Origin of the sequence: Marinobacter sp. KMM 10035 (genome assembly GCF_046537445.1) — a bacterium.
In the GTDB taxonomy this organism is placed as follows: Bacteria; Pseudomonadota; Gammaproteobacteria; order Pseudomonadales; family Oleiphilaceae; genus Marinobacter; species Marinobacter sediminicola.
The window spans coordinates 30,180-56,595 of sequence record NZ_JBBVMG010000002.1 but is presented as its reverse complement, the minus strand read 5'-3'; the positions used below and the strand labels follow the sequence as shown (position 1 = coordinate 56,595).

The following is a 26,416-nucleotide window of genomic DNA, read 5'->3' as shown; positions in this document are numbered from 1 at the left end:
GAACCATTATGACCCCAGTAATTGCCCTTGTTGGCCGGCCGAATGTTGGCAAGTCGACGTTATTCAACCAGATGACGCGCTCCCGCGATGCTTTGGTGGCAGACTTTCCCGGCCTGACCCGGGATCGAAAGTACGGTGAGGGCACCTACGAAGACCAGCGCTTTATCGTTATTGATACCGGCGGTCTGACGGGTACAGAAGAAGGGCTGGATCTCGAAATGGCCCGGCAGTCCATGCAGGCCGTAGACGAAGCAGACATAGTTCTGTTCCTGGTTGACGGTCGCGCGGGTTTGACTGCCGGCGATGAGATAATCGCGGATCACCTGCGCCGGTCAGGCAAACCAGCCCATTTGGTGGTTAACAAGACCGACGGGCAGGATCCCGATGTCGCTGCGGCTGACTTTTATAGCCTTGGATTTTCTTCAACGTTTATGGTTGCCGCATCCCATAACCGCGGCATACGATCGATGCTTGAGTTGCTGCTACCTTCTGAAGAAGAGCGTGAAGCAGCTGATCGGGCGGATCGTTACCCTGGTATTCGCATAGGCATTGTTGGTCGTCCCAACGTAGGTAAATCAACGCTGGTCAACCGTATGCTGGGCGAGGATCGGGTGATTGTTTATGACATGCCTGGCACTACTCGGGACAGTGTTTATATCCCTTATGAGCGCCACGAAAAGCAATACACTCTTATCGACACCGCAGGTATTCGGCGCCGCAAAAATGTGAATGAAGCGGTGGAGAAGTTTTCCATTATCAAAACATTGAAGGCCATCGACGATGCCCATGTTGTGATACTGGTTATTGATGCGCGTGAAGGATTGGTTGATCAGGATTTGCATCTTATCGGCTTTGTTCTCGATGCCGGCCGCTCACTGGTGATTGCAGTCAACAAGTGGGACGGAATGGATCCTGAAGCCCGCGCCAAAGTGAAGGAGCAGGTGAAGCGTCGTTTGGACTTTCTGGATTATGCTGACAAGCACTATATCTCTGCGCTGCACGGCTCGGGGGTAGGGGTTCTGTACGAGTCAGTGGAGGCTTGTTATGAGTCAGCCATGGCGAAGTGGCAGACCAACCGGCTTACGGCGATTCTGGAAGATGCAATTGCGCAACATCAGCCCCCAATGGTTCGTGGACGCAGGATAAAATTGCGCTATGCACACCAAGGTGGCTCTAACCCGCCGGTTATTGTTGTCCACGGTAACCAGACAGATGCCTTACCTGGATCTTACAAGCGCTATCTTGAAAATACGTTTCGCAAAGTGCTGAATGTCACCGGTTCACCGATCCGCTTTGAGTTCCGCTCCGCCGAGAACCCGTTCGCCAACAAGGTTGATCGGAAAACACCTCGCCAGAAGGTAAAGCAGGACAACGACCAGAAGGCAGGTCGTCAAGTGAAAAAGACCCGCCAGAAGAGCACTAAACGCTAGCGGGACTGTTTGTTGATCGGGGTGGCTCAGGCCAGCCCCGCATCCTCAACCTGCTTTGCCTGCACCGCTGTCAGTGCGATGGTAAACACAATATCCTCTACTAATGCGCCCCTCGACAGATCGTTAACTGGTTTCCTCAGGCCCTGTAGCATTGGGCCAATGCTCACTACATTAGCGCTACGCTGAACCGCTTTATAGGTCGTGTTTCCGGTGTTGAGATCCGGGAATATGAACACTGTCGCCTTGCCCGCGACCTTGCTATTGGGTGCTTTACTGCGTGCCACGCTTTCGATGGCTGCTGCGTCGTACTGAAGCGGACCATCAATGAGCAGGTCCGGCCTGCGTTCACGCGCTATTCTGGTGGCCTCTCGCACCTTCTCCACATCGTGACCACTGCCAGACTCGCCAGTGCTGTAGCTGATCATGGCAACCACAGGCTCCACACCAAAAGCTTCTGCAGATTCGGCGCTCTGGATCGCGATATCGGCCAGCTCCTCTGCATTGGGGTCTGGATTGATTGCACAGTCACCATAAACCAGCACCTGCTGCGGAAGCAGCATGAAAAACACTGACGACACTACTTTGGCGTCGTCATGGGTCTTGATCAGCTGAAGGGCAGGGCGCACGGTGTTTGCGGTGGTGTGGATAGCGCCTGAAACAAGACCGTCGGCTTCATCCAGAGCCACCATCATGGTGCCCAGAACCACATTGTCCTCAAGCAGTGCTTCGGCCATATCCGGGGCCAGCCCTTTGTGTTTGCGCAGCTCAACCATGGGGGCAATATAGTTTTTGCGCACCTCAACCGGGTCAATGATCTCAATATCGTCAGGCAACTCGAAGCCCTGCGAAGCCGCAACATCCCGAATGTCTGCTGCGTTGCCAATCAGGGCGCAACGTGCAAGCTTGCGTTGGTGACAAATGATCGCAGCCTGAACGGTGCGTGGCTCACTGCCTTCTGGCAGTACAATGCGCTTGTTTGCCGCCCGGGCGCGTTCAGATAACTGATAGCGAAATGCCGGTGGGGACAGTCGGCTCTGAACTGCAACGCGCAGGTGCTCCTGCAGCCAGTCGGTATCGATCTTTGTCGCTACGGCTTCCATCGCTTTTTCGACCCGGTCAGGGTCGTCGGTGGGAATCGCGCTGGAGAGATTCGCCAACATGTGTGCGGTTTCGTACGTATTGGTGGGGGAGCTCAGCACCGGCAAGCCCGTATGCAGCGCACGGGAGCACAGATCGATGACTCGCTGATCAGGCATAAGCCCGCCGGTCAGCATGAGGCCCGCTAAAGGAACACCATTAAGTGCCGCAACGGCGGTTGTCACGATGATGTCTTCGCGGTCGCCAGGAGTCACCATCAAGGTGCCTGGGCCAAGGGTCTCCGTCATGTTGCGGATGGAGCGGGCGCAGACAGATACTCTCTGTACCCGGCGAGTGTGCATCTGGCCTTCATACAGCACCGGGACGTTAAGCTCTCGGGCAATATCAGACACGCGCGGCGCCAGTAGGTCGGACTGCCACGGAATTTGGCCAAGCAAGCGGAAGCGCCCATCGCGGAACACCTTGCAGCTATTACGGTAGTCCGGAGTTTCCCCTTCGATCTGGCTGATATTGCTGTAGGGTTCCATTCCAGAACGTTCGGGCTCGCCGAGTTTGTTGAGAATAACAGCAATCACATCCTGAGCTGAAACATCTGAAAACAGCCGTGCAGAGAAATCCAGTTCCTCGTCAAGTTCGGCAGGGCTGCTCTTGCCCGGTGTGCTGACCAGCACCACGTCTGAGCCCAGATTGCGCGCCACTTCCACGTTTAAACGAGCGATGTAGGCCTCGCGACGGTCGGGAACAAGACCTTCAATAATAACAACATCGACATCTTTGGCGACTTTCTGGTATTCGCCCACCACGGTTTCCATCAGCAGGTCCGATTTGCCGCGGTTCAACAGGTGCTGAGCCTTCTTCAGGGGAATCGGTTCGGGGGGCTGCAGGTGGCTTCGCGAGCGCACAAAGGTAACGGATGAATCTTTGCCATCGTTATGCAAAGACTCGGCTTGGTTCACCGACTGGTAGAACGGCTTGTAGAACCCAACGCTTATACCCACGCGCTCCATTGCGCGCAGCAAGCCCAGACAAACGGATGTAAGCCCTGAATCCATGGATGTAGGTGCAATAAACAGACTTTTAGCCATATATAGAGGTTCCGGTAGTTCTGGTAACAGGTTCTGGTAATGGGCGAAGCAGGCAGCCCGGTAAATCTATTTAAAAAATTTCAGCCAGGCGAGCAGCCTCGCGTGCGATTACAAGCTCTTCGTTAGTGGGAATGACCAGAATCGGGAATCGTGAGTTGGCGCTTTCTATCCTGCCATCGCTGCGACGCCCGTTACGCTGATTCCGGTCCGTATCCAGATCAAATCCGAGCAGCTTGAGATGACCCAATGTCTTCTGTCTTACCCGACTGCTGTTTTCTCCGATACCACCGGTGAACACAAGCGCATCAAGATTATCCAACGAGGCCATCATGGCACCAACATACTTTGCCAGGCGGAAGGAGAATATCTCGATTGCTAGCGCTGAAGGCTCGTGCCCTTGGTCGGCCAGTTCACACAAGGTGCGCATATCGTTAGTTTTGCCGGAGATTCCCAGAAGCCCACTGTTTTGGTTCAGTTCCTTGTGTACATCGGCTAATTGCATACCTCGGGAGTTCAGGTAATCGAAAAGCCCCGGATCGATATCACCACTACGGGTACCCATCACCAATCCTTCCAGCGGGGTCAGACCCATGCTGGTGTCCACGCTGGCACCGTCCTTGATTGCCGTAATGCTGCACCCGTTCCCCAGATGCGCTGAAATAATCGAGGTAGTGGCAAGGGGTTTACCAAGAAGACGCGCCGCCTCATTGGCCATAAAAAAATGGCTGGTTCCGTGGAACCCGTAGCGTCTTACACTCCAGTCTCGATAGTAGGACTCTGGCAGTGCATAAAGATATGCATGGGGTGCAAGGGTTTGGTGGTACGCGGTATCAAACACGGCGACTTGTGGTATTTCAGGAAACTGTTCCCGGGTGGCTTCAATGCCAGCAAGATTGACCGGGTTATGGAGAGGAGCCAGCCCTGCGCAGTCGTTAATCGCATCCACAACACCGTTGTCTATTAGAACGGCTTCGCGGAAGGTTTCGCCACCATGCACCACGCGATGCCCGATAGAGGTGGGCGCTGCGGGCATAAAATCACGCTCACGGAACGCCGATACCAATGCACTAAGGGCTTGCTTGTGATTGGCTTTGGCTGGCAATTCGACGATGCGGTCATCACCATTGATTCGTGCGAAGGCTTGCGGCTCATTGAGCCGTTCTGCTATTGCAGATACGAGCTTTTCTTCATTTTCGTCGAACAAGGCAAGTTTCAGCGACGAACTGCCGCAGTTAACGACAAGAATGGATTGTTTCATGTTCCCGGTATTCCGTGAGAGTCAGGTTGGTGTACGGTGATTGGCTTTCAGCCACTCAATAAACTCCCCTGCAGGGAGTGGGCGACTGTAGAAATAGCCCTGGGACAAATCACACCCTTCCTGCTTCAGGAAATGGGTCTGTGATTCCTCTTCAACGCCTTCCGCTATGATGGTTAGCCCCAGGCTGTGCGCCATATTAATTATTGCGCACACCAGGGAGGCTCCCCCTTGCGACTTTGTTACATCGTTGATGAAGGTGCGGTCAATTTTGAGGGTATCGAACGGGTAGCTCTTGAGGTAGCTTAGAGCAGAGTAACCAGTACCGAAATCATCGACTGACAGGCGGATGCCCGCCCGGTCCAGTTCTCTGAGAATTTCTGCTGTTTCGATGGAATTGTCGAGCAGCAAGCGCTCGGTAATTTCCAATTCCAGCAACTGGGGAGCGAGATCGTTGTTGGTTAACGCACGCATCACAGCATTGATAAATCCGGGGTCCCGGAACTGTCTTGGTGACACGTTGACAGAAATTCCAATATCCCGGCCGGCAATCGCTTTCCACTCGATAGCTGCGAGGCAGGCTTGTTCAAGCACCCATTCACCAATAGCGATGATAAGCCCTGTCTCTTCAGCCAGCGGAATAAAGCGGTCCGGCATTACCATTCCCATAACGGGGTTGTTCCAGCGCAGAAGTGCTTCTACAGCGCGCACTTCGCCAGTGGTGGTCTCAACAATAGGTTGAAAATACAGTTCGAATTCATTTTGCTCCAATGCCCTCCGCATGCGGGATTCCATTTGCAGACGCTCATGGGAGACCTCAGACATTTCGGGAGTGAAGTGCGCAAAGGAGCTTTTGCCTTGGCGCTTTGCCTGATACATGGCGGCATCCGCGTGCTGGAGAAGGGTGCCACTGTTGTCTGAATCGGTCGGGAAAATTGCAATACCAATACTGGTCGTAACGAAGACTTCCTGGCCATTCAGGGTATAGGCCGGGGTAAAGTTCGAAAGAATACGTTCTGCCACCTGTGCGGCGGATTCAGAGCCGTTAAGCCCTGGCAAAATCACAAGAAATTCATCGCCTCCGAGTCTGGCGACTGTGCTTGTTCCGCGCAAGCAACTGGATATTCGCCTCGCCGCTTCAATCAGCAGATTGTCGCCGGCGTCGTGCCCTAGTGTGTCGTTAATGTGCTTGAAGTTATCAAGATCCAAAAACATGACGCCAACCATGGTGCCTTCGCGGCGCGCCTGAGCCAGGGCCAATTTGAGCCTGTCCAATGCCAGCATGCGGTTGGGTAAACCGGTCAGTATGTCGTAGTTCGCTTGACGCAATAATTGTTGTTCGTAACGCTTACGAATGCTGATGTCTTCACCGAGAATAAGGTAACCCGTCGCTTCGCCAGCACTATCCTTAATAGGTGTAACAATAAGCTGTTCCCAGAAGCGCTCGCCATTGCGTCGTGCGCTGTTCACTTCACCCTGCCATACACCCACGCGCTGAACTTGCAGGCGGATGGATTGCCACAGTTGGCGATTTTCACGGATTTCCATGGTGTTATCGCTTAATGCACCAGGGTGTTGGCCAACAATCGCTTTTGCGTTGTAACCCGTAAGCTGCGTGAACTTGTGGTTCGCAAACTCGACCCGCCACTGCCGGTCGCATATAACGACAGAGGAGGGGCTTTGCTCGATAGCCATGGAGAACTTGTGAATCTCGGCGGCATCCCTTTCCTGCCGCACCATGTCGTCATTCAAACGCTCGCGCATCTGATTGATAGCATCGGTTACTCGGCCGATTTCGTCCCTGTGGTGCGACGGCGTATCCGGACGGTCAAGAGTGAGCGGGGTGCCGAGGTTCTTCAGGGAGATGTCCTTTGCGTAGTTCGCCATAGCGGTTAAATGGCGGGTAACAAAGTGCTGGAAAACCCAGATGATCAATATCGATACGAAAAAGGTTTTCAGGAATTGGGTGGCGAGAATAATACCGACTTTAACCTTCAGATCTTCATAAACACGATCAAGATTGGCTGTTACCGTGAGTTCGCCCAGTTTGAATGCCCCTTCTCCCTCATGAAGCAAATCAAATTTGTGGGATTTGGTATCAGAGCCTCGGGGAATGTCTCCCATAACCAGTTCAGAGTCTGGTTCAATGCCCAGTCTCAGATGAACGATGTCTGGCAGGCTGAGAATCCCTTCCATCTGGGTTTGCAGAAGTTTCTGGTCAAGCGCCCAGAGGCTTCTGGCAAGGCTGGAGGCATACCCGGATTCAACCACAGCTATGCGGCTATCAATCTGTGATAGGTCTTTGCGGTAATCAGAATAAATTTGGATAGCCGATGCTATCAGCGTGAAGGCCGAGCTGAACAGAAGTATCCAGGCGAGCAGCCTGAAGGACAGGGGGGAGCCTGAGCGAAAACGTTGTAAGCGTGTCGGCAGTTTCGGCATCTTGTACTTCAGCCACCCAGACCGGTTGATATAAGCAGATAGTCCATTATTCGCTGACTATAGCAGTCCTTTTATTCAAATTCCCTGCAAATCCGCGAAAACACGGGAGAATTATGTTCACTTTTGTATTTGAGGGCTTTTGAGTTATAGCAGTGATGCTGCCATTGACCTAGATCAATATCCGTATTCAGTAGTGACGTAATCTGAGCTTAACCAAGTTTGAATATGGGTAGGAGAAAAAATATGTATATGGATGTGGTGGTTTTCGCTGGAATTGCGACTGTGTTGTTGATGGTGGCGTTTTTTGTTGGCGTAGGCATTTTCGTGATGCGAGATCAGAAAGCTCATGGAACTAGCGCCGCAAAGAAAGATATTAAACTGGATAGAAAGGCCGCCTGAACAGGTGCGCCTTGATTTGGGCAAACAAGCGTTTTTTTCACTCAAGAGTTCTATGAGGGAAAAAATGGCGTCCCCTAGGGGGTTCGAACCCCTGTTGCCGCCGTGAAAGGGCGGAGTCCTAGGCCACTAGACGAAGGGGACGCAACGCTTTAAAACTTTGCCTCGTCGAGGTGGCGCGTATATTAAGTAAGCCTCGTGCAGCTGTCAACGCTTTTGATGAAAAAAGCTAATAAGTTATTTAGTGGTGGCTTCGAGCGCTTCTGCAAGTGTCGGATAGCGAAATTCGAATCCGGCGTCGATCAGCCTTTCTGGTATTGCCCGCTGGCCAGTCAACAGTAGTCGTGACATCTTCCCGAGTGCAAGTTTGAGCACTGGTGCCGGAACAGGGAACATAGCGGGCCGATTGAGTGTGCGAGCAAGGCAAAGGGTGAACTCACGATTAGTGACCGGGTTAGGACTGACTACATTGTATGCACCGGAGGCCTGTGGCGTTTCCAGCATCCAGATAAGAGCCGCGACCACATCCTCGCGATGAATCCAGGGCATGTACTGATGCCCGCCACCAAGGCGGCCACCCAGTCCAAGCTTAAATGGTAAAACCATACGCTTCAAAAAGCCGCCCCCAGGACCTGCCACTATGCCCGTTCTGGAGATGCATACGCGCACTCCAAGCGATTCCAGTTCGAGCGCTGCCTTTTCCCAGTCCCTGCACATCTGGTGAGTAAACTCATCGTTGGGTGCGGTGTTTTCGGTTACCCGCAGGTCACCCTGATCACCGTAAAAGCCGACAGCCGAGCCCGAAACCATCACGTCAGGCTTTTGCTTCCAGCTCTTGAGGACCTCTACCAGAGTGTGGGTCAAAGCAATGCGGCTGTTTAGCAATGCTTGCTGCCGCCCGGCAGTCCAGCGCTTGTCGGCGATGCCTTCACCTGCGAGATTGATCACGGCATCGTAACCCGCATGGCCGCGGAGGTTTTCAAGGTTATTGATCACCTCAACCTGCCCGCACAGGGCCCGCACTGCATCGGCAGACTGTCGGCTTAAAATGGTCAGCCCGTAGCCACGATCAAGCAATGTGCCGCAAAGCGCGCCGCCAATAAAGCCAGTGCCGCCGGTAATCAGTACGCGCTTTTTCATGTTGACGCTCCTTAATCTTTGGCGCTGTGAGCCAGTTGCAGGGTTACCACGCCTTTGATTGCCTGACCCAGAAGCGGGTTCTCTCCAATGGGGGGGGAAAGCGTAATATTTGCCCCAGTGGATGTCTCAAGGGCTGTAATCATGGCCGGCACATCTTTACGCAGGTGGCGCCCGGCGGCTAGAAAAAGGGGGACAACTGTGAATTCTCGGCTTCCGGCTGCCACACCGTCGCGAACGACGGCCTCCAGGGAGGGTTGCGCCAGTTCCATATAGGCAATCCTCGAGTTTGGTACAGCCTTTAGCGTCGGCTCTGCAAGCGCCTCGAATGTGTCGCACCAGCGTTTATCGCTGCTACCATGGGCTAACAGAATAATGCGGCGACTGCTCATTCGTGCTCCTCGATGATCTGTGACAGGTGCCTGTCGTAAATTTGGTTGCGGGCCGGTATTCTCTGTCGATCCCGTCAGTCAAGATAACAGGGTGTTCTTTAATGTTCGATTGGAAAGAGATTCTGGATTTCTGGTTCGGTGAATTAGATGAAAATGGACTCCCCGACAGCGAACATCGTAATCGTTGGTTTCTTTCAAGCCGTAAGTTCGACCAGGAAATTCGCCGTCGGTTTCTTTCCATGGTTCTGTTCGCGTCTGAGCAAGGTCTGGATCACTGGCGTAAGATTCCTGGTGGGCAGTTAGCTGAAATTATTCTGCTTGACCAGTTTTCCAGAAATATTTTTCGGGGCGGGGCACTTGCGTTCGAGCAGGATAAGCAGGCAAGGGCGCTTTGCAAAGAGGCCATGCGCAGGGGAGGTGACGTCGCGCTTCCACCGATTCAGCGTGCATTTATGTATATGCCACTACAACACTCTGAGCGGCTTGACGATCAAGCGTTGTCGGTTGAGTGTTATGAGCAGTTGGTCGCGTCTACCTCAGGGATGTTGCAGGATTTTTTAAGAAGCTTTCTGCGGTCAGCTCAGGATCACCGCAACATCATTGAGTGTTTTGGGCGGTTTCCCCATCGTAATAAGGCTCTTGGACGACCCTCGACTGACGCGGAGAAGGACTATCTGGGCACCGCCAATCGATTTGGGCAATAAAAAAGTTTGCAAAGGAGGTTGACGAAAGGGGCGGGATGCGTAGAATACACATCCGTTGTTAGCGCAAGCTGGTCAACATTGCGGGAATAGCTCAGTTGGTAGAGCACGACCTTGCCAAGGTCGGGGTCGCGAGTTCGAATCTCGTTTCCCGCTCCAAATTCCAGAAACCCGACCTCGAAAGAGGTCGGGTTTTTTGTTTTTGGTTATACTGCCCGCCTCCCCACATTTGATTCCTGCTCTGGAGACGCGCCTTGAAAGTTCATTCACTCCATGTTTACCCGGTGAAGTCGCTCACTGGCATCGAGGTTTCCTGTTTTGAAATGGACGACTTCGGCCCTAAAGGTGACCGGCGATGGATGATTGTTGATGAGGAGCGCCGGTTTGTTACCCAGAGAGAGCTTCCTGAGTTGGCCAAGGTGTCAACCTCTCTACATGGGGGCTCCGTCAGTATTCACGTGCCAGGTCAGGGCGATTTCTTGTTGCAGCAGACTGACCGGGAGTTACGAGTGCTGGTCTGGCGCGACTGGGTTAAAGCTCTGGAGGGTGGGTCAGCCGCCAGTGAGGCGCTAAGTCGCTATTGCGGTAGGAGCTTGCGCTTTGTCTATATGCCGGACTCTTCGTTTCGGCGGGTTGATGCCGGGCATGTAAGTGAATATCGTCGAGTAGGCTTTGCGGATGGCTTTCCTTTTTTGATCACCAATCTGGCCTCTTTAAGTGAGCTTAACGGGCGACTCGAGGCGCCTGTGGATATGCGCAGGTTCCGGCCCAACATCGTTATAGAGGGCATGGCACCCTGGCAGGAAGACCACTGGCGCAAGCTTTTGGTAGGAGAACAAAGCTTCAATGTTGTGAAGCCAAGTTCCCGTTGTGTGCTGACCACCGTTGATCCGGATACCGGGTTGAAAGATCCCGGCCTGCAGCCTTTGAGAGCGCTCTCTGGATACCGCAGGACGCCAGATGGTGTTATTTTCGGCCAAAATGCCATTCACGAATCCCCCGGAATAATCCATGTGGATGATTCCGTCACTGTTATTGAATCGGAGTAGAAAACAACGTGCCACTGTTAACACTGGACTCGATTTCCCTGGCCTTCGGAATGCACCCGCTGCTTGATCAGGCTTCGCTGATTATTGAAGCTGGCGAACGGGTATGTTTGTTGGGAAGGAATGGCGAGGGTAAGTCCACTCTGCTGAAGATCGTCTGCGGTGATGTTATTCCGGATGGCGGCAAGGTGCGCCTTGACGATGGCGCCGTGTTGGCGGTCCTGCCCCAGAACCTTCCCTCAGACGATACCAGAACGGCGTACGAAGTAGTGTCTGGCGCCTTCCCGGAAGCAGGCCAACTCCTGGCGGAGTTTCACACGCTTACCCAAAGCGCAGACGAATCCAGTCTCGATCGCATGATGAAGGTTCAGGAGCGCATTGAAGCTCTTGACGGGTGGCGGCTCGATCAAAAGGTTACGGCCATTTTGGCGCAATATGGCATAGATCCGGACCAGCGGTTGAATACCCTCTCCGGAGGGTGGCAGCGTCGTGTGTTGTTAGCTAAAGCGCTCGTTGGAGAGCCGGATATTCTTTTGTTAGATGAGCCCACCAACCATCTTGATGTGCCAGCCATCGCTTGGCTTGAGGAAGCGCTTGGTGCATTTCGTGGCGCCATGCTGTTTGTGAGCCACGACCGGGCTTTTATCAGGCGCATGGCTACCCGAGTCGTAGAGTTGGATCGCGGGAAGTTGATCAGCTTTGCTGCCTCTTATGACCGATATCTTGACCTGAAAGAGAAAGCGCTTGAGGAGGAGGAACGGGAAAATGCGCTGTTCGACAAGCGGCTGAAACAGGAAGAGACCTGGATTCGCCAAGGCATTAAAGCTCGCCGCACCCGCAACATGGGTAGAGTAAGGGCCCTGAAAGCGATGCGCGAAGAGCACCGGCAGCGCAGAGTTCGTGGGGGTACAGCGAGCTTCGCTGTGGAAGATGCTGCGCGCTCGGGCAAGCTGGTAGTAGAGACAGTTGATGCCAGCTTTGCATACCCTGACGGGACAGCCATTATTCGAGATATGAGTCTTACGGTGCTCCGGGGCGATAAAATTGGCCTTGTGGGTGAGAACGGAACGGGTAAAACAACGCTGGTGCGTTTGTTGTTGGGCGACCTGAAGCCGACTGAAGGCACGATCCGCTTGGGTACTAACCTCCAGGTGGCCTATTTTGATCAGCTTCGTGGTGAGCTCGACCTTAACTTGAACGCACTCGACAACTTGTCGGAAGGCCGGGAATTTATTGATATCAACGGCCAGAGCAAGCATGTGCTTGGGTATTTGCAGGAGTTCCTGTTTACGCCGGAGCGGGCCAGATCGCCTGTTCGGGTATTCTCCGGGGGTGAACGTGCAAGGTTGTTGTTAGCAAAACTGTTCAGCAAGCCAGCAAACATTCTGGTACTGGATGAGCCAACCAACGATCTGGATGTGGAAACCCTGGAGTTGCTGGAAGAGCAGCTTTCCGAATTTGCCGGCACCGTGATTGTTATCAGCCACGACCGGGAGTTTCTCGATAACGTTGTAACGGAAACGGTTTTCCTGGACGGTTCTGGGCGGGTGCGAGAATACGTAGGTGGTTATAGCGACTGGCGTCGGCAGGGAGGATGTTTCCCGGCTGAGGAAACGGGCGCACGCCCCGATCGGCACGACAAGGCGGCAAAGTCAGGTAAGCAAACGGGTGGCAAAAAAAATGGTGATACGCCAGCCAAGGGTGAGCAGGCTGCAGAAAGCTCGAATGATGCCGGTGCCAGCAAGCCTAAGCCGGTTAAACTGAGTTATAAGTTGAAGCTCGAACTTGAACAGTTGCCAGGGCAAATAGAAGCTTTGGAGCAGGATGTAGCGAGCATTCAGGCGCGTATCGCTTCAGCCGATTTTTATTCAGGTACAGCTGAAGACGTTGCTGAGGTTCTGGAAGAGCTGGAACAGAAAGAGCTCAAGCTGGAGAAGGTCATCGAGAGATGGATGGAACTGGAAGAGCAGGCGCTTGGTTAAGGCAAGTGCTTGGGATTAATAAAAAAGCCTGGGGCAGTGCATTGCCTCAGGCTTTTTTCCAGGGCTGGGTGTTGCGAGATGAGTTAGCGAATTCTGATCGCTAAAACATCGCACTCTGTACCATGCAACACGCCATTTGCAGTTGAGCCGAGTAGCAACTGGAAGCCCTTCCTGCCGTGGCTTCCCACAATCACAAGATCCGCAGCCTGCTCTTTAACCAACCGGTGTATCTCAGATTCCGGTCGGCCCACAGTCACAATCTGGTTGGTCTTTTCGACGCCATACTGTTCACCGTACGCAGCCAGCTGTTCCCGAGCCGCTTTATCGAGCTGAGTCTGAAGTTCGGTAAGGTCCATCGGAATATCACCGCCATACGCGTACCCCACTGGCTCGACAACGTGTACGAGAACCAGGTTGGCACCGTGAGCTACGCTCATGGCTTTAGCTTTTTCCAGAACCTGGGGTGCTTCTTCGGTAAGATCGATAGCAACGAGCATTTTATTGTATGCAGACATCCCTAACTCCTTCTATATCGGCTTTGCTACAGCATAGTACGCGAGCCCGACTGGGGGAAGGGCTCTCGTGGTATTCACGCGCTCTGCTGGAGTAGCGAAATAACCGAAGTCAGGCTTTCGAGGATGCGCTTGGAGTACCGGTCAATTACAAAGCCTACGTTGTTTTCGTTGTAGTTGATGTAAGAGCCGCGGATAAACTGCCATTTTGCATTTACGTCGCTTAATAGTCCGCTCAGCTCTGCGTTACTTTCACCCGTGCTCATTGTTTCAAGCAGCTTGTCAAAGTCTTTGGCCTGCTCATCAAGTGATGTTTCCAGGGAGGAGCCTTGAAAGATTTGCGCAACCGACGAGTTGGTGCGAACTGAGTACTTTGCCATCATTTGGGCAATGACAACCGCACCCATTCTGGCTGCTTCAACCCGCTGGCTTGTTTGTTTCGCGGAGCCTTCCTGGGCGATCTGGTAAAGCTCGGTTGCCTTGCTGTTCATTTCCAGTGCCTGGTTAGCCATGTCTGACACCAAACGTAAATCTGGATAACCCGTTGTCCGCACATCGTTGATGTTGTCGCGCATCAGACTTTTGAATTTATCGAATTGGCCGTTGAGCTCTTCAAGTTGTTCTTTGGATAGTCCGCCACCTGTATTGTTTGTAACGAGGTTCATGGCGTCGTTGGCTGAGTTGATACCGGCCACGATCTCGTTCAGAGTGTTGGTGCTGCCAGATCCGATAAACCGGTAATACGCATCAAGCGCCACGTAGTTGCTCACGCGGAAGTTATGCAGTTGGGCGAGGAAGTCGTCAGACTCCTGTGCCTTTACGTTCATAGATGTGAGCAAGAACAAAAACAGTGAAGCAACCAGAGAGGCGCGAGCGCCCAGGTGGGTGGTTTTCATCGGACGGATTCTCCGTAAAGCGTTTATTATTGTGTACCAAAGTCGTAGAACGAAGGTAAAGTAAGTTTCTCGGCCAATCAAGCAGTTTTGCTGGCGCGGGAATGGGGAATTGTAAATATCTTTGAAATTTGCGTCATGAAGTTCAAGCTCCTTCTATGCATTAGGTTGTAATCTATTGATACATAAGGATCTGACGTCGTGGCGCAGGTGTAATTGCTGCATGTTGCGTTCGATCATAAAGAAACAAATTGACAAACGTGCTGTTTTTTCACATCGTGTGCCCTCACGATTCAAACGACTGTATGAATTTTTAGTCGTCTGATCGGGCAGTGACAGAAATCTCGCTGCATCAAACAGCTTTGGCAATCTCGATAAAGAGGCTGTCCAGAGTTGGAAGCAGTTCCAAACACAGACTGGAGATCAGTTGATGATTTACGAAGGTAAAGCCATCACGGTTAAAGAGATCGAAGGCGGGATCGCTCAGTTGGACTTCGACTTGCAAGGCGAGTCGGTAAACAAGTTCAACCGTCTTACCATTGAAGAGCTCCACGCCGCGACTGATGCACTTAAAGCACAGAAGAAACTCAAGGGCCTGGTAGTAACCAGTTCCAAAGACAGTTTCATTGTTGGTGCCGACATTACAGAGTTTACTGAACTGTTTGCCGGTTCCGAGGAAGATCTGGTTGCCAACAACCTGAAGGCCAATGCAATTTTCAGCGCGGTAGAGGATCTTCCTTTCCCCACTGTAACTGCAATTAACGGTATCGCTCTGGGCGGCGGTTTTGAAATGTGCCTGGCGACCGATTATCGGGTTATGGCTCCGAAGGCTAAAGTAGGCCTGCCTGAAGTAAAACTGGGTATCTTCCCGGGCTTCGGCGGCACTGTTCGTTTATCCCGCCTGGTAGGTGTGGACAACGCCGTTGAGTGGATTTGTGGCGGTGCAGAAAACCGTGCCGACGTAGCTCTGAAAACAGGTGCTGTTGACGCAATCGTTGAGCCGGCGAAGCTGGTTGAAGCGGCTGTTGCAATCATTAATCAGTGCAACGAAGGCAAGCTTGACCACGAAGCGCGTCGCGAAGAGAAGAAAGGCAAGATCAAGCTCAACGCCATGGAAAGCATGATGGCGTTCGAGATTTCCAAAGCCTTTGTGGGTGCCAAAGCGGGCAAAAACTACCCGGCACCGGTCGAAGCGATCAAGGTGATGCAGAAGCACGCTGGCATGACCCGCGACAAGGCCATTGAAGTGGAAGCCAAAGGCTTTGCCAAAATGGCGAAGACGAATGTGGCGGCCTGCCTTGTTGGCTTGTTCCTGAATGATCAGGAACTTAAAAAGAAAGCCAAAGCTTGGGAAAAAGAAGCGTCTGAAGTGAAACTGGCTGCCGTTCTGGGCGCCGGAATCATGGGTGGTGGTATTGCTTATCAGTCGGCACTGAAAGGCACGCCTATCATCATGAAAGATATTAATCAGGACGGTATTGCACTGGGCCTCAAAGAAGCCAAAAAGCAGCTAACCAAGCGCGTCGATAAAGGCCGCATGGACGCAGGCAAGATGGCTGATGTTCTCAACAGCATTACTCCAACGCTTAACTACGGTGATTTCAAGAACGTAGACTTGGTTGTTGAAGCTGTTGTTGAAAATCCCAAGGTAAAAGATGCGGTTCTGCGTGAAGTTGAAGATGCGGTTCGTGATGACGCTATTCTGACGTCTAACACGTCGACTATTTCTATCGACCTTCTGGCTAAGAACCTAAAGCGTCCGGAAAATTTCTGTGGCATGCACTTCTTTAACCCAGTGCCCATGATGCCGCTTGTTGAAGTTATCCGTGGCAAGAAGACCAGCGATCGCGCTATTGCAACAACGGTTGCCTACGCCAAGGCGATGGGTAAGACCCCGATTGTTGTTAACGATTGCCCAGGTTTCCTGGTGAACCGTGTCCTGTTCCCTTACTTCGGCGGTTTTGTCGGCTTGGTACGTGACGGTGCGGATTTCCAGCGCGTAGACAAGGTAATGGAAAAGTTCGGCTGGCCTATGGGCCCGGCATACCTGCTGGACGTTGTTGGCATGGATACCGGCAAACACGCTGGCGAAGTGATGGCCGACGGCTTCCCGGATCGTATGAAGCATGCAGAAAAAACGGCCATTGACGTGATGTTTGAAAACAACCGTTATGGTCAGAAGAACGAACTGGGCTTCTACAAATACGAACTGGACCGTAAAGGTAAGCAGAAGAAGGTTGTCGATGAAGAGACCTACGAACTGCTCAAGCCGGTTGTTCAGGGTGAGGGCGAGTTCAGCGACGAAGATATCATTGCTCGTATGATGATTCCGCTATGTCTGGAAACTGTGCGTTGCCTGGAAGATGGCATCGTGGCAGATGCAGCTGACGCGGATATGGGTCTGATCTTCGGTATCGGCTTCCCGCCGTTCCGTGGTGGTGCCCTGCGCTACATCGATGATATGGGTGTAGACAAGTTCGTTGAGCTGGCAGACAAGTTTGCAGATCTTGGTGCTTTGTATCATCCGACCGAGAAGCTGCGTGAAATGGCCAAAACTGGTGAAAAGTTCTTTGGTTAACCCTGAACGAGATTTCCGAACGGAGAAAGATCTATGAGCCTTAATCCGAGAGACGTTGTCGTCGTCGATTGCGTGCGGACTCCGATGGGTCGTGCCAAAAATGGTTGTTTCCGCCATGTGCGTGCGGAGACCCTTTCGGCTACGCTGATCGATGCGCTTTTCGAACGCAACCCGAAGCTCGACCCAAAAGAAGTTGAAGATGTTATCTGGGGCTGTGTAAACCAGACCAAGGAGCAGGGCTTTAACGTGGCGCGGCAGATTTCTGTGCTGACCCGTATCCCTCACGAGTCTGCAGCCCAGACTGTGAACCGCCTGTGTGGATCTGCAATGAGTGCAATCCATACGGCAGCTCAGGCCATCATGACCGGCAACGGCGATGTGTTTGTGGTAGGTGGTGTAGAGCACATGGGGCACGTACCCATGACGGAAGGTTTCGACCATAACCCGGCTGCCTCCAAGTACACTGCCAAGGCCTCGAACATGATGGGTCTGACTGCAGAAATGCTGGCGAAAATGCACGGTATTACCCGTCAGCAGCAGGATGAGTTCGGCGCGCGTTCACATCGTCTGGCCCAGGAAGCGACCGTTGAAGGTCGTTTCAAGAACGAAATCGTGCCTATTGAAGGTCACGATGAGAATGGCTTCAAGGTGCTGATTGAGCATGATGAAACCATCCGTCCACAGACCACCGTTGAATCACTGGGCCAGCTCAAGCCGGCTTTTGATCCGAAGAGCGGTACTGTAACGGCTGGTACTTCCTCTCAGCTGACTGATGGTGCCTCTGCAATGGTACTGATGTCTGCAGAGCGTGCAGAAGCGCTGGGCCTTAAGCCGATGGCGAAGATCCGCAGCATGGCCGTTGCCGGCTGTGATCCCGCAATCATGGGTTACGGCCCGGTACCAGCAACCAAGAAGGCGCTTAAGCGTGCAGGCCTGAAAGTTGAAGATATCGACTTCTGGGAACTGAACGAAGCCTTTGCTGGTCAGTCTTTGCCAGTACTGAAAGACCTGAAACTGCTGGGTGTTATGGAGGAGAAGGTAAACTTGAATGGTGGCGCGATTGCTCTTGGGCATCCGCTGGGCTGCTCAGGTGCCCGTATCTCTACGACTCTGCTGAACGTAATGCAGGCCAAAGGCGGTAAACTTGGTGTGTCCACCATGTGCATCGGCTTGGGTCAGGGTATTGCGACGGTCTGGGAGCGCCTGTAATCCGCTAGACGGATGCAGTAACGCTTTCATGGAAGGCCCGGCTCGCGCCGGGCTTTTCTTGTTTCTGGGGAGCTGTAGAGTGCGCCACGGAAACTTGAAAAATGCATGACTGAAACAAAGAATGGGTTGTCTTGCTATTCCTGACCCTGTAAAACAGTGAGCCTATACACAATGGCGGCTCCTATAGCTTTTCCAGCCGATTGATTTTACAGCGAGTTTACGGTCTGCTTGTTTACCGGCCGATTTATCGCAAAGGATACAGAACTCCGATATGGGTAAAAGTCTCGTAATTGTCGAGTCACCAGCGAAAGCGAAGACCATCAACAAGTACCTGGGCTCTGACTTCATCGTAAAGTCCAGCGTTGGGCACATTCGTGATCTCCCTGTTAGTGGCAGCGGATCCCAGTCTGATCCGAAAGAGCGCGCCAGGCAGGCGGCGATCACTCGCAAGCTCAGCCCGGAAGACAAGGTTGCACACAAAAAGCGCAAAGCGCGGGAGCAGTTGGTTGCCCGGATGGGTGTTGATCCGGACAATGACTGGAGCGCTCGCTATGAAGTGCTTCCTGGCAAGGAAAAAGTTGTCAGTGAGCTGAAGCGCCTTGCCAAAAATGCCGACCACATCTATCTCGCAACGGATCTTGACCGCGAAGGGGAGGCCATTGCGTGGCACCTTAAGCAGACCATTGGTGGTGAGCCTGAAAAGTATCGCCGCGTTGTGTTTAACGAAATTACCAAGCGCGCGATTCAGGGAGCGTTCGAGAATCCGGGCAGCCTGGATACCAATCAGGTTAATGCGCAGCAAGCTCGACGCTTTCTTGATCGGGTCGTGGGCTACATGGTGTCGCCGCTGCTTTGGGCCAAGCTTGCCCGTGGCTTGTCGGCTGGCCGTGTTCAATCGGTTGCGGTGCGTTTGATTGCAGAGCGTGAGCGAGACATTCGTGTGTTCGTGCCTGAGGAATACTGGCAGATGTTTGCCGGACTGGGTGCAAAGGCCAGTGAACAACCTGTGCGGTTTGAAGTCACTCGCTACAATGACAAGCCGTACCGCCCGGTTAACGAACAGCAGAGTAATGAACATGTAGAGCGCCTGAAAGCTGGCGCCTTTGAGGTGGCCAAGCGGGAAGACAAACCAACCAGGTCTCGGCCCGGAGCGCCTTTCATTACCTCAACGCTACAGCAGGCTGCAAGTAATCGCCTTGGGTTCAGTGTCAAGAAAACCATGATGCTGGCGCAGCGCCTCTATGAGGCCGGTTACATCACATACATGCGTACCGATTCCACCAACCTTAGCCAGGATGCAATCGACAGCTGCCGTGATTTTATCAAGGAGCAGTTCGGTGATCGTTATCTGCCAGAGAAGCCTAAGGTATATGGCAGTAAAGAAGGGGCCCAGGAAGCACACGAGGCTATTCGTCCTACAGAGGTCTCTCGTAAGGCAGCCGCTATCAGTGGTTTGGAAAAAGACGCGGAGAAGCTCTATGAGCTTATCTGGCGACAGTTCGTTGCCTGCCAGATGGCTGAAGCAGAATTTCTTAGCACGTCTATTGTTGTTGCCAATGGCAGTTACGAGCTGCGCACCCGTGGCCGCATCATCAAATTTGAGGGCTTTCTGAAGGTTGCCCCGCAGTCGGCCAAGAAAGAAGAAGACGTTGCCCTGCCCGACATCAAGGTAGGTGAGGCTTTGAGTCTCGAAAAGCTTGAGCCAAGCCAGCACTTTACCAAGCCAGCGCCTAGGTATACGGAAGCCAGCTTGGTTAAAGAGCTCGAAAAGCAGGGGATTGGACGGCCATCCACCTATGCGTCGATTATATCGACCATTCAGGATCGCGGTTACGTGCGCTTGCAGAACCGTCGCTTCTACGCGGAGAAGATGGGTGAGATTGTCACAGATCGCCTGTGCGAATCGTTTTCCAATCTGATGGACTTCGATTTTACAGCCAAGATGGAAGGTGATCTGGACCGCATTGCCTTGGGTGATGTGGAATGGAAGAAGGTTCTTAACGACTTCTATGCCAATTTCCGTCAGCAGCTGGAATCTGCGGAGACAGCTGATGGTGAGGGCGGTATGCGCCCGAACGATCCAACCGAAACCAATATTCCCTGCCCAACCTGTGCTCGTAACATGCAGATTCGTGTTGCCAGTACGGGTGTGTTCCTGGGGTGCTCTGGTTATTCACTGCCACCTAAAGAACGCTGCAAAACCACCATCAACCTGGTGTCTGGTGATGAAGTGGTTAGCGCGGATGACGATGTTGAGGGTGAGGGTGAAACCCGGCTGTTGCGTAAAAAGCGTCGCTGCCCGATCTGCGCAACGGCCATGGACAGCTATTTGGTAGATGAAACCCGAAAACTCCATGTGTGCGGTAATAATCCGGACTGTGCCGGGTACGAAGTGGAAGAGGGTACATTCCGGATTAAAGGCTACGATGGCCCCACGCTGGAATGCGATAAGTGTGGCTCCGAAATGCAGCTGAAAACAGGCCGATTTGGCAAGTACTTCGGTTGCATGAGTGATACCTGTAAGAATACCCGCAAGCTGCTGAAAAGCGGGGAGCCGGCGCCACCCAAAATGGATCCAGTGCCGATGCCTGAATTGCAATGCCAGAAAGTCGACGACACCTATGTGTTGCGTGATGGTGCATCAGGAATGTTTTTGGCGGCCAGCAAGTTCCCGAAAAACCGCGAGACTCGGCCACCACTGGTCATGGAGATTAAGCCGCACCGGAAGGAAATCGATCCGAAGCACGATTACTTGATGGAGGCTCCGGAGCGTGACCCTGAGGGTAACCCGACGGTCATCCGGTATAGCCGAAAAACCAAAGAGCAGTATGTGATGACGGAAAAAGACGGTAAGGCGACCGGTTGGTCCGCATGGTATGTTAATGGAAAATGGCAGCCGCGCGAGAAGTAGTAATGGCTGGTCAGGCGAATAAGAAAAGAGGTCAGAGCGCAAGCTCTGGCCTCTTTTTCGCTTAGCTGGGTTTTTTTCCTGGCTTATCTGAACTTCCGTAGTCTCTGAATCAGCGAAGACGTATCCCAGCGTTTGCCGCCCATATCCTGAACGTCGCCATAAAACTGGTCTACCAGTGCTGTAACTGGTAGCGAGGCATTTACCTTGCGTGCTTCATCGAGGCATATGCCCAAGTCTTTGCGCATCCAGTCAACGGCAAATCCATGATCAAATTTACCATCAATCATGGTTCCTGATCGGTTTTCCATCTGCCAGGACTGAGCTGCGCCCTTGGAAATGACGTCTACAACTTTTTTCACATCGAGATTTGCCTGTTCGGCAAAATGCAGAGCTTCTGAGAGGCCTTGCACCAAGCCTGCGATGGCAATCTGATTGACCATTTTTGTCTTCTGGCCACTTCCAGCGGGGCCCATGAGATTCAATGCTCTGGCATAGATCTGCAATAGCGGTTGGGCTTTCGAGTAGTCTTCCTCTGATCCGCCGCACATGATCGTAAGCTGTCCGTTCTGGGCGCCTTGTTGGCCTCCGGAGACCGGTGCGTCGATAAAACCCATACCGACCTTGCGGGCAGCCTTGGAGAGGTTCTCAGCTACGCCGGCAGAAGCGGTGGTGTGATCCACCAGCACCGCACCATGTTTTGCATGTGCCAGAATGCCATCTTCACCCTCGTAAACCGCAATCAGGTCCCTGTCGGCACCTACGCAGGTCATTACAAAATCAGCGTCTAGGACGGCTTCTTTGATGGTCTCGCAGGCGGTTCCGGGATAGTCTTTGGCCCACTGTATCGATTTTTCCGTGGAGCGATTCCATACCCGAACCGTAATGCCGGCTTTTGCCAAGTGGCCGGCCATGGGGTAGCCCATAACGCCAAGACCTATAAAGGTTGCGGTTGTCATTGCTTTCTCCTTGTAGAGTTATGGCGGTTAAATTAGCACAGACAAGCACAAGTTAACCGCGATAAAGGGTGGCGATCAAACCCATAAAAAAAGGCCGCTGATTCAGCGACCTTTTTTTATCCAGTGCAGTTCAGGGTTACTTTTTAGGGTAATCCCTTGCTGGAGAACCAGTGTACAGCTGGCGCGGACGGCCAATGCGGTAATCACCGCTGACCATTTCGTTCCAGTGGGAGAACCAGCCGATCGTCCGTGCCATGGCAAAGATTACCGTAAACATGGATGTCGGGATCCCGATAGCTTTGAGAATGATACCTGAGTAGAAGTCTACGTTCGGGTAAAGCTTACGCTTGACGAAGTATTCGTCTTCAAGGGCGATCTGCTCAAGACGCTGAGCGATTTTCAGGAGAGGGTCATTTTCCAGTCCAAGTTCGCTCAAGACTTCATGGGCAGTTTCGGCCATAACCTTGGCGCGCGGGTCAAAGTTTTTGTAAACCCGGTGACCAAAGCCCATCAGGCGGAAAGGATCATCTTTGTCTTTAGCTCTGGCAATGAACGCATCGATGTTGGATACGTCGCCAATTTCCGCAAGCATGTCCAGGACAGCCTCGTTAGCGCCGCCGTGTGCAGGGCCCCAGAGTGCCGCAATGCCAGAAGCGATGCAGGCGTACGGGTTGGCGCCAGAGGAGCCTGCCAGTCGCACAGTAGATGTGGAGGCGTTCTGTTCGTGGTCCGCATGGAGAATAAAAATCTTGTCCATGGCTTTTGCGAGAATCGGGTTTGCCTTATAAGTCTCGCAGGGCACGCCAAACATCATCTGCAGGAAGTTCTCTGAGTATGACAAATCGTTTCGTGGATAAACGAAAGGTTGGCCGATGCTGTATTTGTAGCACCAGGCCGCAATTGTTGGCATTTTGGCGATGAGGCGATGGGCCGTAATGTCGCGCTGATGTTCGTTGGTAACGTCCATCTGATCGTGATAAAACGCGGAAAGTGCCCCGACAACTCCACACATGATTGCCATAGGGTGCGCGTCCCGGCGGAAGCCGTGGAAGAAATTGCGCATCTGGTCGTGCAGCATGGTGTGGTTTTTGATGGTGTCGTGGAACAGCTTGTTCTGTTCAGCTGTTGGCAGTTCGCCTTTCAGTAGCAGGTAACAGACTTCAAGGTAGTCTGAATGCTCTGCGAGCTGCTCGATTGGATAACCTCGGTGCAGTAGAACGCCTTCGTCACCATCAATGTAGGTGATAGCCGACTCACAGGCGGCCGTAGAGACAAAGCCCGGGTCGTAAGTGAAAACGCCATTCTGGACTAAACCTCTAACGTCGATAACGTCAGGTCCAACGGTGCCGGAATAAATCGGTAGCTCAATGGACTCATTCCCCACCGAGAGCGTGGCTTTCCTGTCGGTCATAGTGCTCTCCTGTTTATCAGCTTTGACAGTGCTAGCTGTCTTTATAGTTGCGCGAGAAGGCGCGTATTATCGCAAAACTGGCGGCAAAATATAGGGCGTAGGCTTTTTTTGTCAATGAAAGAGTACGGAAACATCGCGATAAGCCCTTCATTGTAAATCAGGGATATCACGAATAATGCGGCCCCGGATGGAAAAAAGCATTTGTCAATACGCTTAATAGCTTGCTCTGTTACAGTCCTCGCGCGGCTTCGGCGCGTGTTGCGCGTTTGTAATTATACGGGCGCCTCCTTATAATCCCTAGCCCGGAATTGGGGATCCATCTTCATGGGCGTTTGTGCGTAGCAAGCTACCTTGTTGGTGTTCACCCTCCTGAACCAATCGTCTGTCGATATCGTATTCAACATTCGATCGTTACATACCAACTAACCGCCGCCGGCTTGCCGGTTCCGCGGCACCAAAAGAGAGTGTGAGAGCGCTGTGAATAGCAAACGACCAGTAAATCTCGATCTCGGCACGTTTCATTTTCCGCTGCCAGCCATTACGTCCATATTGCACCGCATCAGCGGCATCATCATTTTTGTTGGTGTTGCGTTCATGCTCTACGGGCTTCAGCTTTCCCTTTCAGGGGAAGAAGGCTTCAGTCAGGTCAGTGAACTGCTGAACAGCTTCCTTGCCAAGCTGATCACCTGGGGCATTCTATCTGCTCTGCTTTATCACCTTGTTGCGGGTATCAAGCACCTGCTGATGGATATGGGCATTGGTGAAGAGCTGGAAAGCGGGCGAGCAGCTGCAAAAATTACGATTGCAGTATCCGTTATCCTTATCGTTCTGGCAGGAGTTTTCGTATGGGCATGAATAGTGTGACCAACATTGGCCGTAACGGTATCCAGGATTGGATTATCCAGCGGGTTTCTGCGTACGTCCTTGCCTTTTATACACTGTTTTTGATTGGTTTCTTTGTGGCAACCGATGTGGATTACCAGTCCTGGTCGGCTCTGTTTGATCAAACCTGGTTCAAGATCTTTTCATTGCTGGCTCTGCTTTCAATCGGCGCTCACGCGTGGGTTGGGCTTTGGACGGTATCTACCGACTATATCAAATCAGCAATGCCGCGCTTTCTGTTTCAAGCCGCATTCATCCTGGTTGGTTTTGTGTATGTGGTCTGGGGAATCCAGATTATTTGGGGGCTTTGATCGATGTCTAACATTAAGACTATCTCTTACGACGCAATTGTAATCGGCGGCGGCGGTGCCGGCATGCGAGCGGCCCTGCAGTTGACCGAGTCAGGCGTCAAAACTGCGTGTATCACTAAAGTGTTTCCAACCCGTTCGCACACGGTATCTGCCCAGGGTGGCATTACCTGCGCGATTGCAAGTGCAGACCCCAATGATGACTGGCGCTGGCACATGTATGACACCGTTAAAGGGTCTGATTACATTGCTGACCAGGATGCAGTTGAGTACATGTGTTCCGTCGGGCCGCAGGCTGTTTTCGAACTTGAGCACATGGGGTTGCCTTTCTCCCGAACTGAGCAGGGCCGCATCTATCAGCGTCCATTTGGTGGTCAGTCCAAAGGGCCGGATAACCCGACTCAGGCCGCACGCACTTGCGCAGCCGCTGACCGTACCGGCCACGCGCTGTTGCACACGCTGTATCAGGCGAACCTGAAGGGCGGTACTACCTTCCTGAACGAATGGTATGCCGTTGATCTCGTGAAAAACAGCAAGAACGAAGTTGTTGGTGTTGTTGCCATTGAAATTGAAACCGGCGAAGTGGCTTACATCAAGTCCAAGGCGACGGTTCTGGCAACCGGTGGCGCCGGTCGTATCTATGCGTCTACTACCAACGCGCTGATTAATACTGGCGATGGCGTTGGCATGGCACTGCGCGCGGGATTCCCGATGCAGGACATGGAAATGTGGCAGTTTCACCCAACCGGAATTTACGGTGCCGGTACGCTGGTAACGGAAGGTTGTCGGGGTGAGGGTGGCTACCTGATCAACTCTGAAGGCGAGCGGTTTATGGAGCGCTACGCTCCGAACGCGAAAGACCTTGCGGGCCGTGATGTTGTGGCGCGCTCCATGGTTATTGAGATCCTTGAGGGTCGCGGTTGCGGTCCCGATAAGGATCACGTGTTGTTGAAGCTGGATCACCTGGGCGAAGAAACCCTGAATCTGCGACTGCCGGGTATCTGTGAGCTGTCCCGTACATTTGCTCACGTAGATCCCGTAAAAGAGCCGGTCCCGGTTGTTCCTACCTGTCACTACATGATGGGTGGTGTTCCTACAAACGTAGGTGGCCAGGCGCTGACGCAAGACGAAAGCGGTAACGATCAGCCGATCCCGGGCCTGTTTGCCTGTGGTGAGGCAGCCTGTGTTTCCGTCCACGGTGCAAACCGTCTGGGTGGTAACTCGCTACTCGATCTGGTTGTTTTTGGTCGTGCGGCAGGCCTGCACATCGAAGAGCAGTTGCGCGGCGGTTTTGAAACTGACGACGCAACCGACGCAGACATCAAGCGCGCGATGGCTCGTCTGGATCGCCTGAACAGTGCTTCTGAAGGTGAGAGCGTTGCTGAGGTTCGTAAGGATCTTCAGAATTGCATGCAGCTCTACTTTGGTGTGTTCCGTGACGGCAAGAGCATGGAAGAGGGCTTGAAGAAGCTCGCGGCGATCGGTGAGCGCGTTCGCAACACCAAGCTGACCGACACAAGCAATGCATTCAATACTGCCCGCATTGAAGCGCTTGAGCTGGACAACCTTTTTGAGGTGGCTCAGGCAACGGCCATTGCGGCAAACGAGCGTAAAGAGAGCCGTGGTGCTCATGCCCGTAACGATTTCACCGAGCGTGATGACGAAAATTGGCTGAAGCATTCTCTCTACTTCCCGCTGGATAAGCGTATTGGCAAGCGTGATGTTAACTTCGCGCCGAAAACTGTCGAAACCTTCCAGCCGAAAGTCCGGACATACTAAGGGGAACGTACAC

Annotated in this window: 20 protein-coding genes and 2 tRNA genes; 12 read left to right on the top strand and 10 right to left on the bottom strand. The window is 52.8% G+C overall.

What is annotated here, in order from left to right:
- The first annotated feature begins 8 nt into the window (after positions 1-8).
- A complete protein-coding gene (gene der, locus AADB16_RS12190) occupies positions 9-1,430 on the top strand; it encodes a ribosome biogenesis GTPase Der (protein WP_309044365.1) in 1,422 nt (473 codons plus the stop codon).
- Positions 1,431-1,456: 26 nt separating this feature from the next.
- On the opposite strand, the gene pta is transcribed toward der, so the two are convergent.
- The 3 genes from pta to AADB16_RS12175 form a co-directional block, all read right to left on the bottom strand.
- Positions 1,457-3,613 carry a phosphate acetyltransferase gene (gene pta / locus AADB16_RS12185; protein ID WP_410803698.1) on the bottom strand — a complete coding sequence of 719 codons (2,157 nt, stop codon included), beginning with the start codon at positions 3,611-3,613 and terminating at the stop codon, positions 1,457-1,459.
- A 70-nt stretch (positions 3,614-3,683) separates the two neighbouring features.
- Positions 3,684-4,871, bottom strand: coding sequence for an acetate kinase (locus AADB16_RS12180; protein WP_410803697.1), 1,188 nt, complete (start codon positions 4,869-4,871; stop codon positions 3,684-3,686).
- Positions 4,872-4,892: 21 nt separating this feature from the next.
- Entirely contained in the window at positions 4,893-7,310 is a 2,418-nt protein-coding gene (locus AADB16_RS12175; RefSeq protein ID WP_410803696.1) for an EAL domain-containing protein, read from the bottom strand.
- A gap of 243 nt (positions 7,311-7,553) precedes the next feature.
- Between AADB16_RS12175 and ccoM the strand changes: the two genes are divergently transcribed.
- Positions 7,554-7,709, top strand: a complete 156-nt coding sequence (ccoM, locus tag AADB16_RS12170; protein ID WP_410803694.1) for a cytochrome c oxidase subunit CcoM — start codon at positions 7,554-7,556, stop codon at positions 7,707-7,709.
- A 65-nt stretch (positions 7,710-7,774) separates the two neighbouring features.
- Here ccoM and AADB16_RS12165 read toward each other — a convergent pair.
- The 3 genes from AADB16_RS12165 to AADB16_RS12155 all read right to left on the bottom strand — a co-directional run bounded on the left by AADB16_RS12165 (position 7,775) and on the right by AADB16_RS12155 (position 9,235).
- Positions 7,775-7,850: transfer RNA gene (locus AADB16_RS12165), tRNA-Glu, on the bottom strand.
- Between the two features lie 93 nt (positions 7,851-7,943).
- Positions 7,944-8,846, bottom strand: coding sequence for a TIGR01777 family oxidoreductase (locus AADB16_RS12160; protein ID WP_410803692.1), 903 nt, complete (start codon positions 8,844-8,846; stop codon positions 7,944-7,946).
- Positions 8,847-8,857: 11 nt separating this feature from the next.
- Positions 8,858-9,235 carry a sirohydrochlorin chelatase gene (locus AADB16_RS12155; RefSeq protein ID WP_410803691.1) on the bottom strand — a complete coding sequence of 126 codons (378 nt, stop codon included), beginning with the start codon at positions 9,233-9,235 and terminating at the stop codon, positions 8,858-8,860.
- A gap of 101 nt (positions 9,236-9,336) precedes the next feature.
- On the opposite strand from AADB16_RS12155, the gene AADB16_RS12150 reads away from it, so the two are divergent.
- The 4 genes from AADB16_RS12150 (at position 9,337) to AADB16_RS12135 (ending at position 12,964) form a co-directional block, all read left to right on the top strand.
- Positions 9,337-9,939 carry a DUF924 family protein gene (locus tag AADB16_RS12150; protein WP_410803689.1) on the top strand — a complete coding sequence of 201 codons (603 nt, stop codon included), beginning with the start codon at positions 9,337-9,339 and terminating at the stop codon, positions 9,937-9,939.
- A gap of 80 nt (positions 9,940-10,019) precedes the next feature.
- Positions 10,020-10,095 (top strand) — tRNA-Gly (locus AADB16_RS12145).
- A 95-nt stretch (positions 10,096-10,190) separates the two neighbouring features.
- Positions 10,191-10,985 carry an MOSC domain-containing protein gene (locus tag AADB16_RS12140; protein WP_410803688.1) on the top strand — a complete coding sequence of 265 codons (795 nt, stop codon included), beginning with the start codon at positions 10,191-10,193 and terminating at the stop codon, positions 10,983-10,985.
- A gap of 8 nt (positions 10,986-10,993) precedes the next feature.
- The gene (locus AADB16_RS12135) at positions 10,994-12,964 is read left to right on the top strand and encodes an ATP-binding cassette domain-containing protein (RefSeq protein WP_410803687.1); all 1,971 of its coding nucleotides are present in this window, start codon (positions 10,994-10,996) and stop codon (positions 12,962-12,964) included.
- 83 nt (positions 12,965-13,047) lie between these two features.
- Here AADB16_RS12135 and AADB16_RS12130 read toward each other — a convergent pair whose 3' ends face one another.
- Complete coding sequence (locus AADB16_RS12130; RefSeq protein ID WP_410803685.1) at positions 13,048-13,479, bottom strand: universal stress protein; 432 nt, start codon at positions 13,477-13,479, stop codon at positions 13,048-13,050.
- Positions 13,480-13,553: 74 nt separating this feature from the next.
- A complete protein-coding gene (locus tag AADB16_RS12125; protein WP_410803684.1) occupies positions 13,554-14,372 on the bottom strand; it encodes a hypothetical protein in 819 nt (272 codons plus the stop codon).
- Positions 14,373-14,799: 427 nt separating this feature from the next.
- On the opposite strand from AADB16_RS12125, the gene fadB reads away from it, so the two are divergent.
- The 3 genes from fadB (at position 14,800) to topA (ending at position 21,067) form a co-directional block, all read left to right on the top strand.
- Complete coding sequence (gene fadB, locus AADB16_RS12120; RefSeq protein WP_410803683.1) at positions 14,800-16,947, top strand: fatty acid oxidation complex subunit alpha FadB; 2,148 nt, start codon at positions 14,800-14,802, stop codon at positions 16,945-16,947.
- 33 nt (positions 16,948-16,980) lie between these two features.
- Positions 16,981-18,156 carry an acetyl-CoA C-acyltransferase FadA gene (gene fadA / locus AADB16_RS12115; protein WP_298446951.1) on the top strand — a complete coding sequence of 392 codons (1,176 nt, stop codon included), beginning with the start codon at positions 16,981-16,983 and terminating at the stop codon, positions 18,154-18,156.
- A 271-nt stretch (positions 18,157-18,427) separates the two neighbouring features.
- On the top strand, positions 18,428-21,067 hold the full coding sequence (topA, locus tag AADB16_RS12110) for a type I DNA topoisomerase (protein ID WP_309044376.1): 2,640 nt from the start codon (positions 18,428-18,430) through the stop codon (positions 21,065-21,067).
- An 83-nt stretch (positions 21,068-21,150) separates the two neighbouring features.
- Here the strand turns inward: topA and AADB16_RS12105 are convergent, their stop codons facing one another.
- Positions 21,151-22,023 (bottom strand): NAD(P)-dependent oxidoreductase, encoded by an 873-nt coding sequence (locus AADB16_RS12105; RefSeq protein WP_410803680.1) that lies wholly within the window; start codon positions 22,021-22,023, stop codon positions 21,151-21,153.
- 136 nt (positions 22,024-22,159) lie between these two features.
- Complete coding sequence (gltA, locus tag AADB16_RS12100; RefSeq protein WP_309044378.1) at positions 22,160-23,434, bottom strand: citrate synthase; 1,275 nt, start codon at positions 23,432-23,434, stop codon at positions 22,160-22,162.
- Between the two features lie 477 nt (positions 23,435-23,911).
- On the opposite strand from gltA, the gene sdhC reads away from it, so the two are divergent.
- From sdhC to sdhA, 3 genes are read left to right on the top strand one after another with little or no spacing between them, the layout of a single operon-like run.
- Positions 23,912-24,289, top strand: coding sequence for a succinate dehydrogenase, cytochrome b556 subunit (gene sdhC / locus AADB16_RS12095; protein WP_200204961.1), 378 nt, complete (start codon positions 23,912-23,914; stop codon positions 24,287-24,289).
- A complete protein-coding gene (gene sdhD, locus AADB16_RS12090) occupies positions 24,286-24,627 on the top strand; it encodes a succinate dehydrogenase, hydrophobic membrane anchor protein (RefSeq protein WP_410804549.1) in 342 nt (113 codons plus the stop codon). The genes sdhC and sdhD overlap by 4 nt, the downstream gene beginning before the upstream one ends.
- 3 nt (positions 24,628-24,630) lie before the next feature.
- The gene (gene sdhA / locus AADB16_RS12085) at positions 24,631-26,403 is read left to right on the top strand and encodes a succinate dehydrogenase flavoprotein subunit (RefSeq protein WP_298446956.1); all 1,773 of its coding nucleotides are present in this window, start codon (positions 24,631-24,633) and stop codon (positions 26,401-26,403) included.
- The last annotated feature ends 13 nt before the right edge of the window (positions 26,404-26,416 follow it).

Bases quoted from the DNA above. Each gene is read 5' to 3' on its own strand.
- der (WP_309044365.1), top strand. From the start codon at position 9: ATGACCCCAGTAATTGCCCTTGTTGGCCGGCCGAATGTTGGCAAGTCG.
- pta (WP_410803698.1), bottom strand. From the start codon at position 3,613: ATGGCTAAAAGTCTGTTTATTGCACCTACATCCATGGATTCAGGGCTT.
- AADB16_RS12180 (WP_410803697.1), bottom strand. From the start codon at position 4,871: ATGAAACAATCCATTCTTGTCGTTAACTGCGGCAGTTCGTCGCTGAAA.
- AADB16_RS12175 (WP_410803696.1), bottom strand. From the start codon at position 7,310: ATGCCGAAACTGCCGACACGCTTACAACGTTTTCGCTCAGGCTCCCCC.
- ccoM (WP_410803694.1), top strand. From the start codon at position 7,554: ATGTATATGGATGTGGTGGTTTTCGCTGGAATTGCGACTGTGTTGTTG.
- AADB16_RS12160 (WP_410803692.1), bottom strand. From the start codon at position 8,846: ATGAAAAAGCGCGTACTGATTACCGGCGGCACTGGCTTTATTGGCGGC.
- AADB16_RS12155 (WP_410803691.1), bottom strand. From the start codon at position 9,235: ATGAGCAGTCGCCGCATTATTCTGTTAGCCCATGGTAGCAGCGATAAA.
- AADB16_RS12150 (WP_410803689.1), top strand. From the start codon at position 9,337: ATGTTCGATTGGAAAGAGATTCTGGATTTCTGGTTCGGTGAATTAGAT.
- AADB16_RS12130 (WP_410803685.1), bottom strand. From the start codon at position 13,479: ATGTCTGCATACAATAAAATGCTCGTTGCTATCGATCTTACCGAAGAA.
- AADB16_RS12125 (WP_410803684.1), bottom strand. From the start codon at position 14,372: ATGAAAACCACCCACCTGGGCGCTCGCGCCTCTCTGGTTGCTTCACTG.
- fadB (WP_410803683.1), top strand. From the start codon at position 14,800: ATGATTTACGAAGGTAAAGCCATCACGGTTAAAGAGATCGAAGGCGGG.
- fadA (WP_298446951.1), top strand. From the start codon at position 16,981: ATGAGCCTTAATCCGAGAGACGTTGTCGTCGTCGATTGCGTGCGGACT.
- topA (WP_309044376.1), top strand. From the start codon at position 18,428: ATGGGTAAAAGTCTCGTAATTGTCGAGTCACCAGCGAAAGCGAAGACC.
- AADB16_RS12105 (WP_410803680.1), bottom strand. From the start codon at position 22,023: ATGACAACCGCAACCTTTATAGGTCTTGGCGTTATGGGCTACCCCATG.
- gltA (WP_309044378.1), bottom strand. From the start codon at position 23,434: ATGACCGACAGGAAAGCCACGCTCTCGGTGGGGAATGAGTCCATTGAG.
- sdhD (WP_410804549.1), top strand. From the start codon at position 24,286: ATGAATAGTGTGACCAACATTGGCCGTAACGGTATCCAGGATTGGATT.
- sdhA (WP_298446956.1), top strand. From the start codon at position 24,631: ATGTCTAACATTAAGACTATCTCTTACGACGCAATTGTAATCGGCGGC.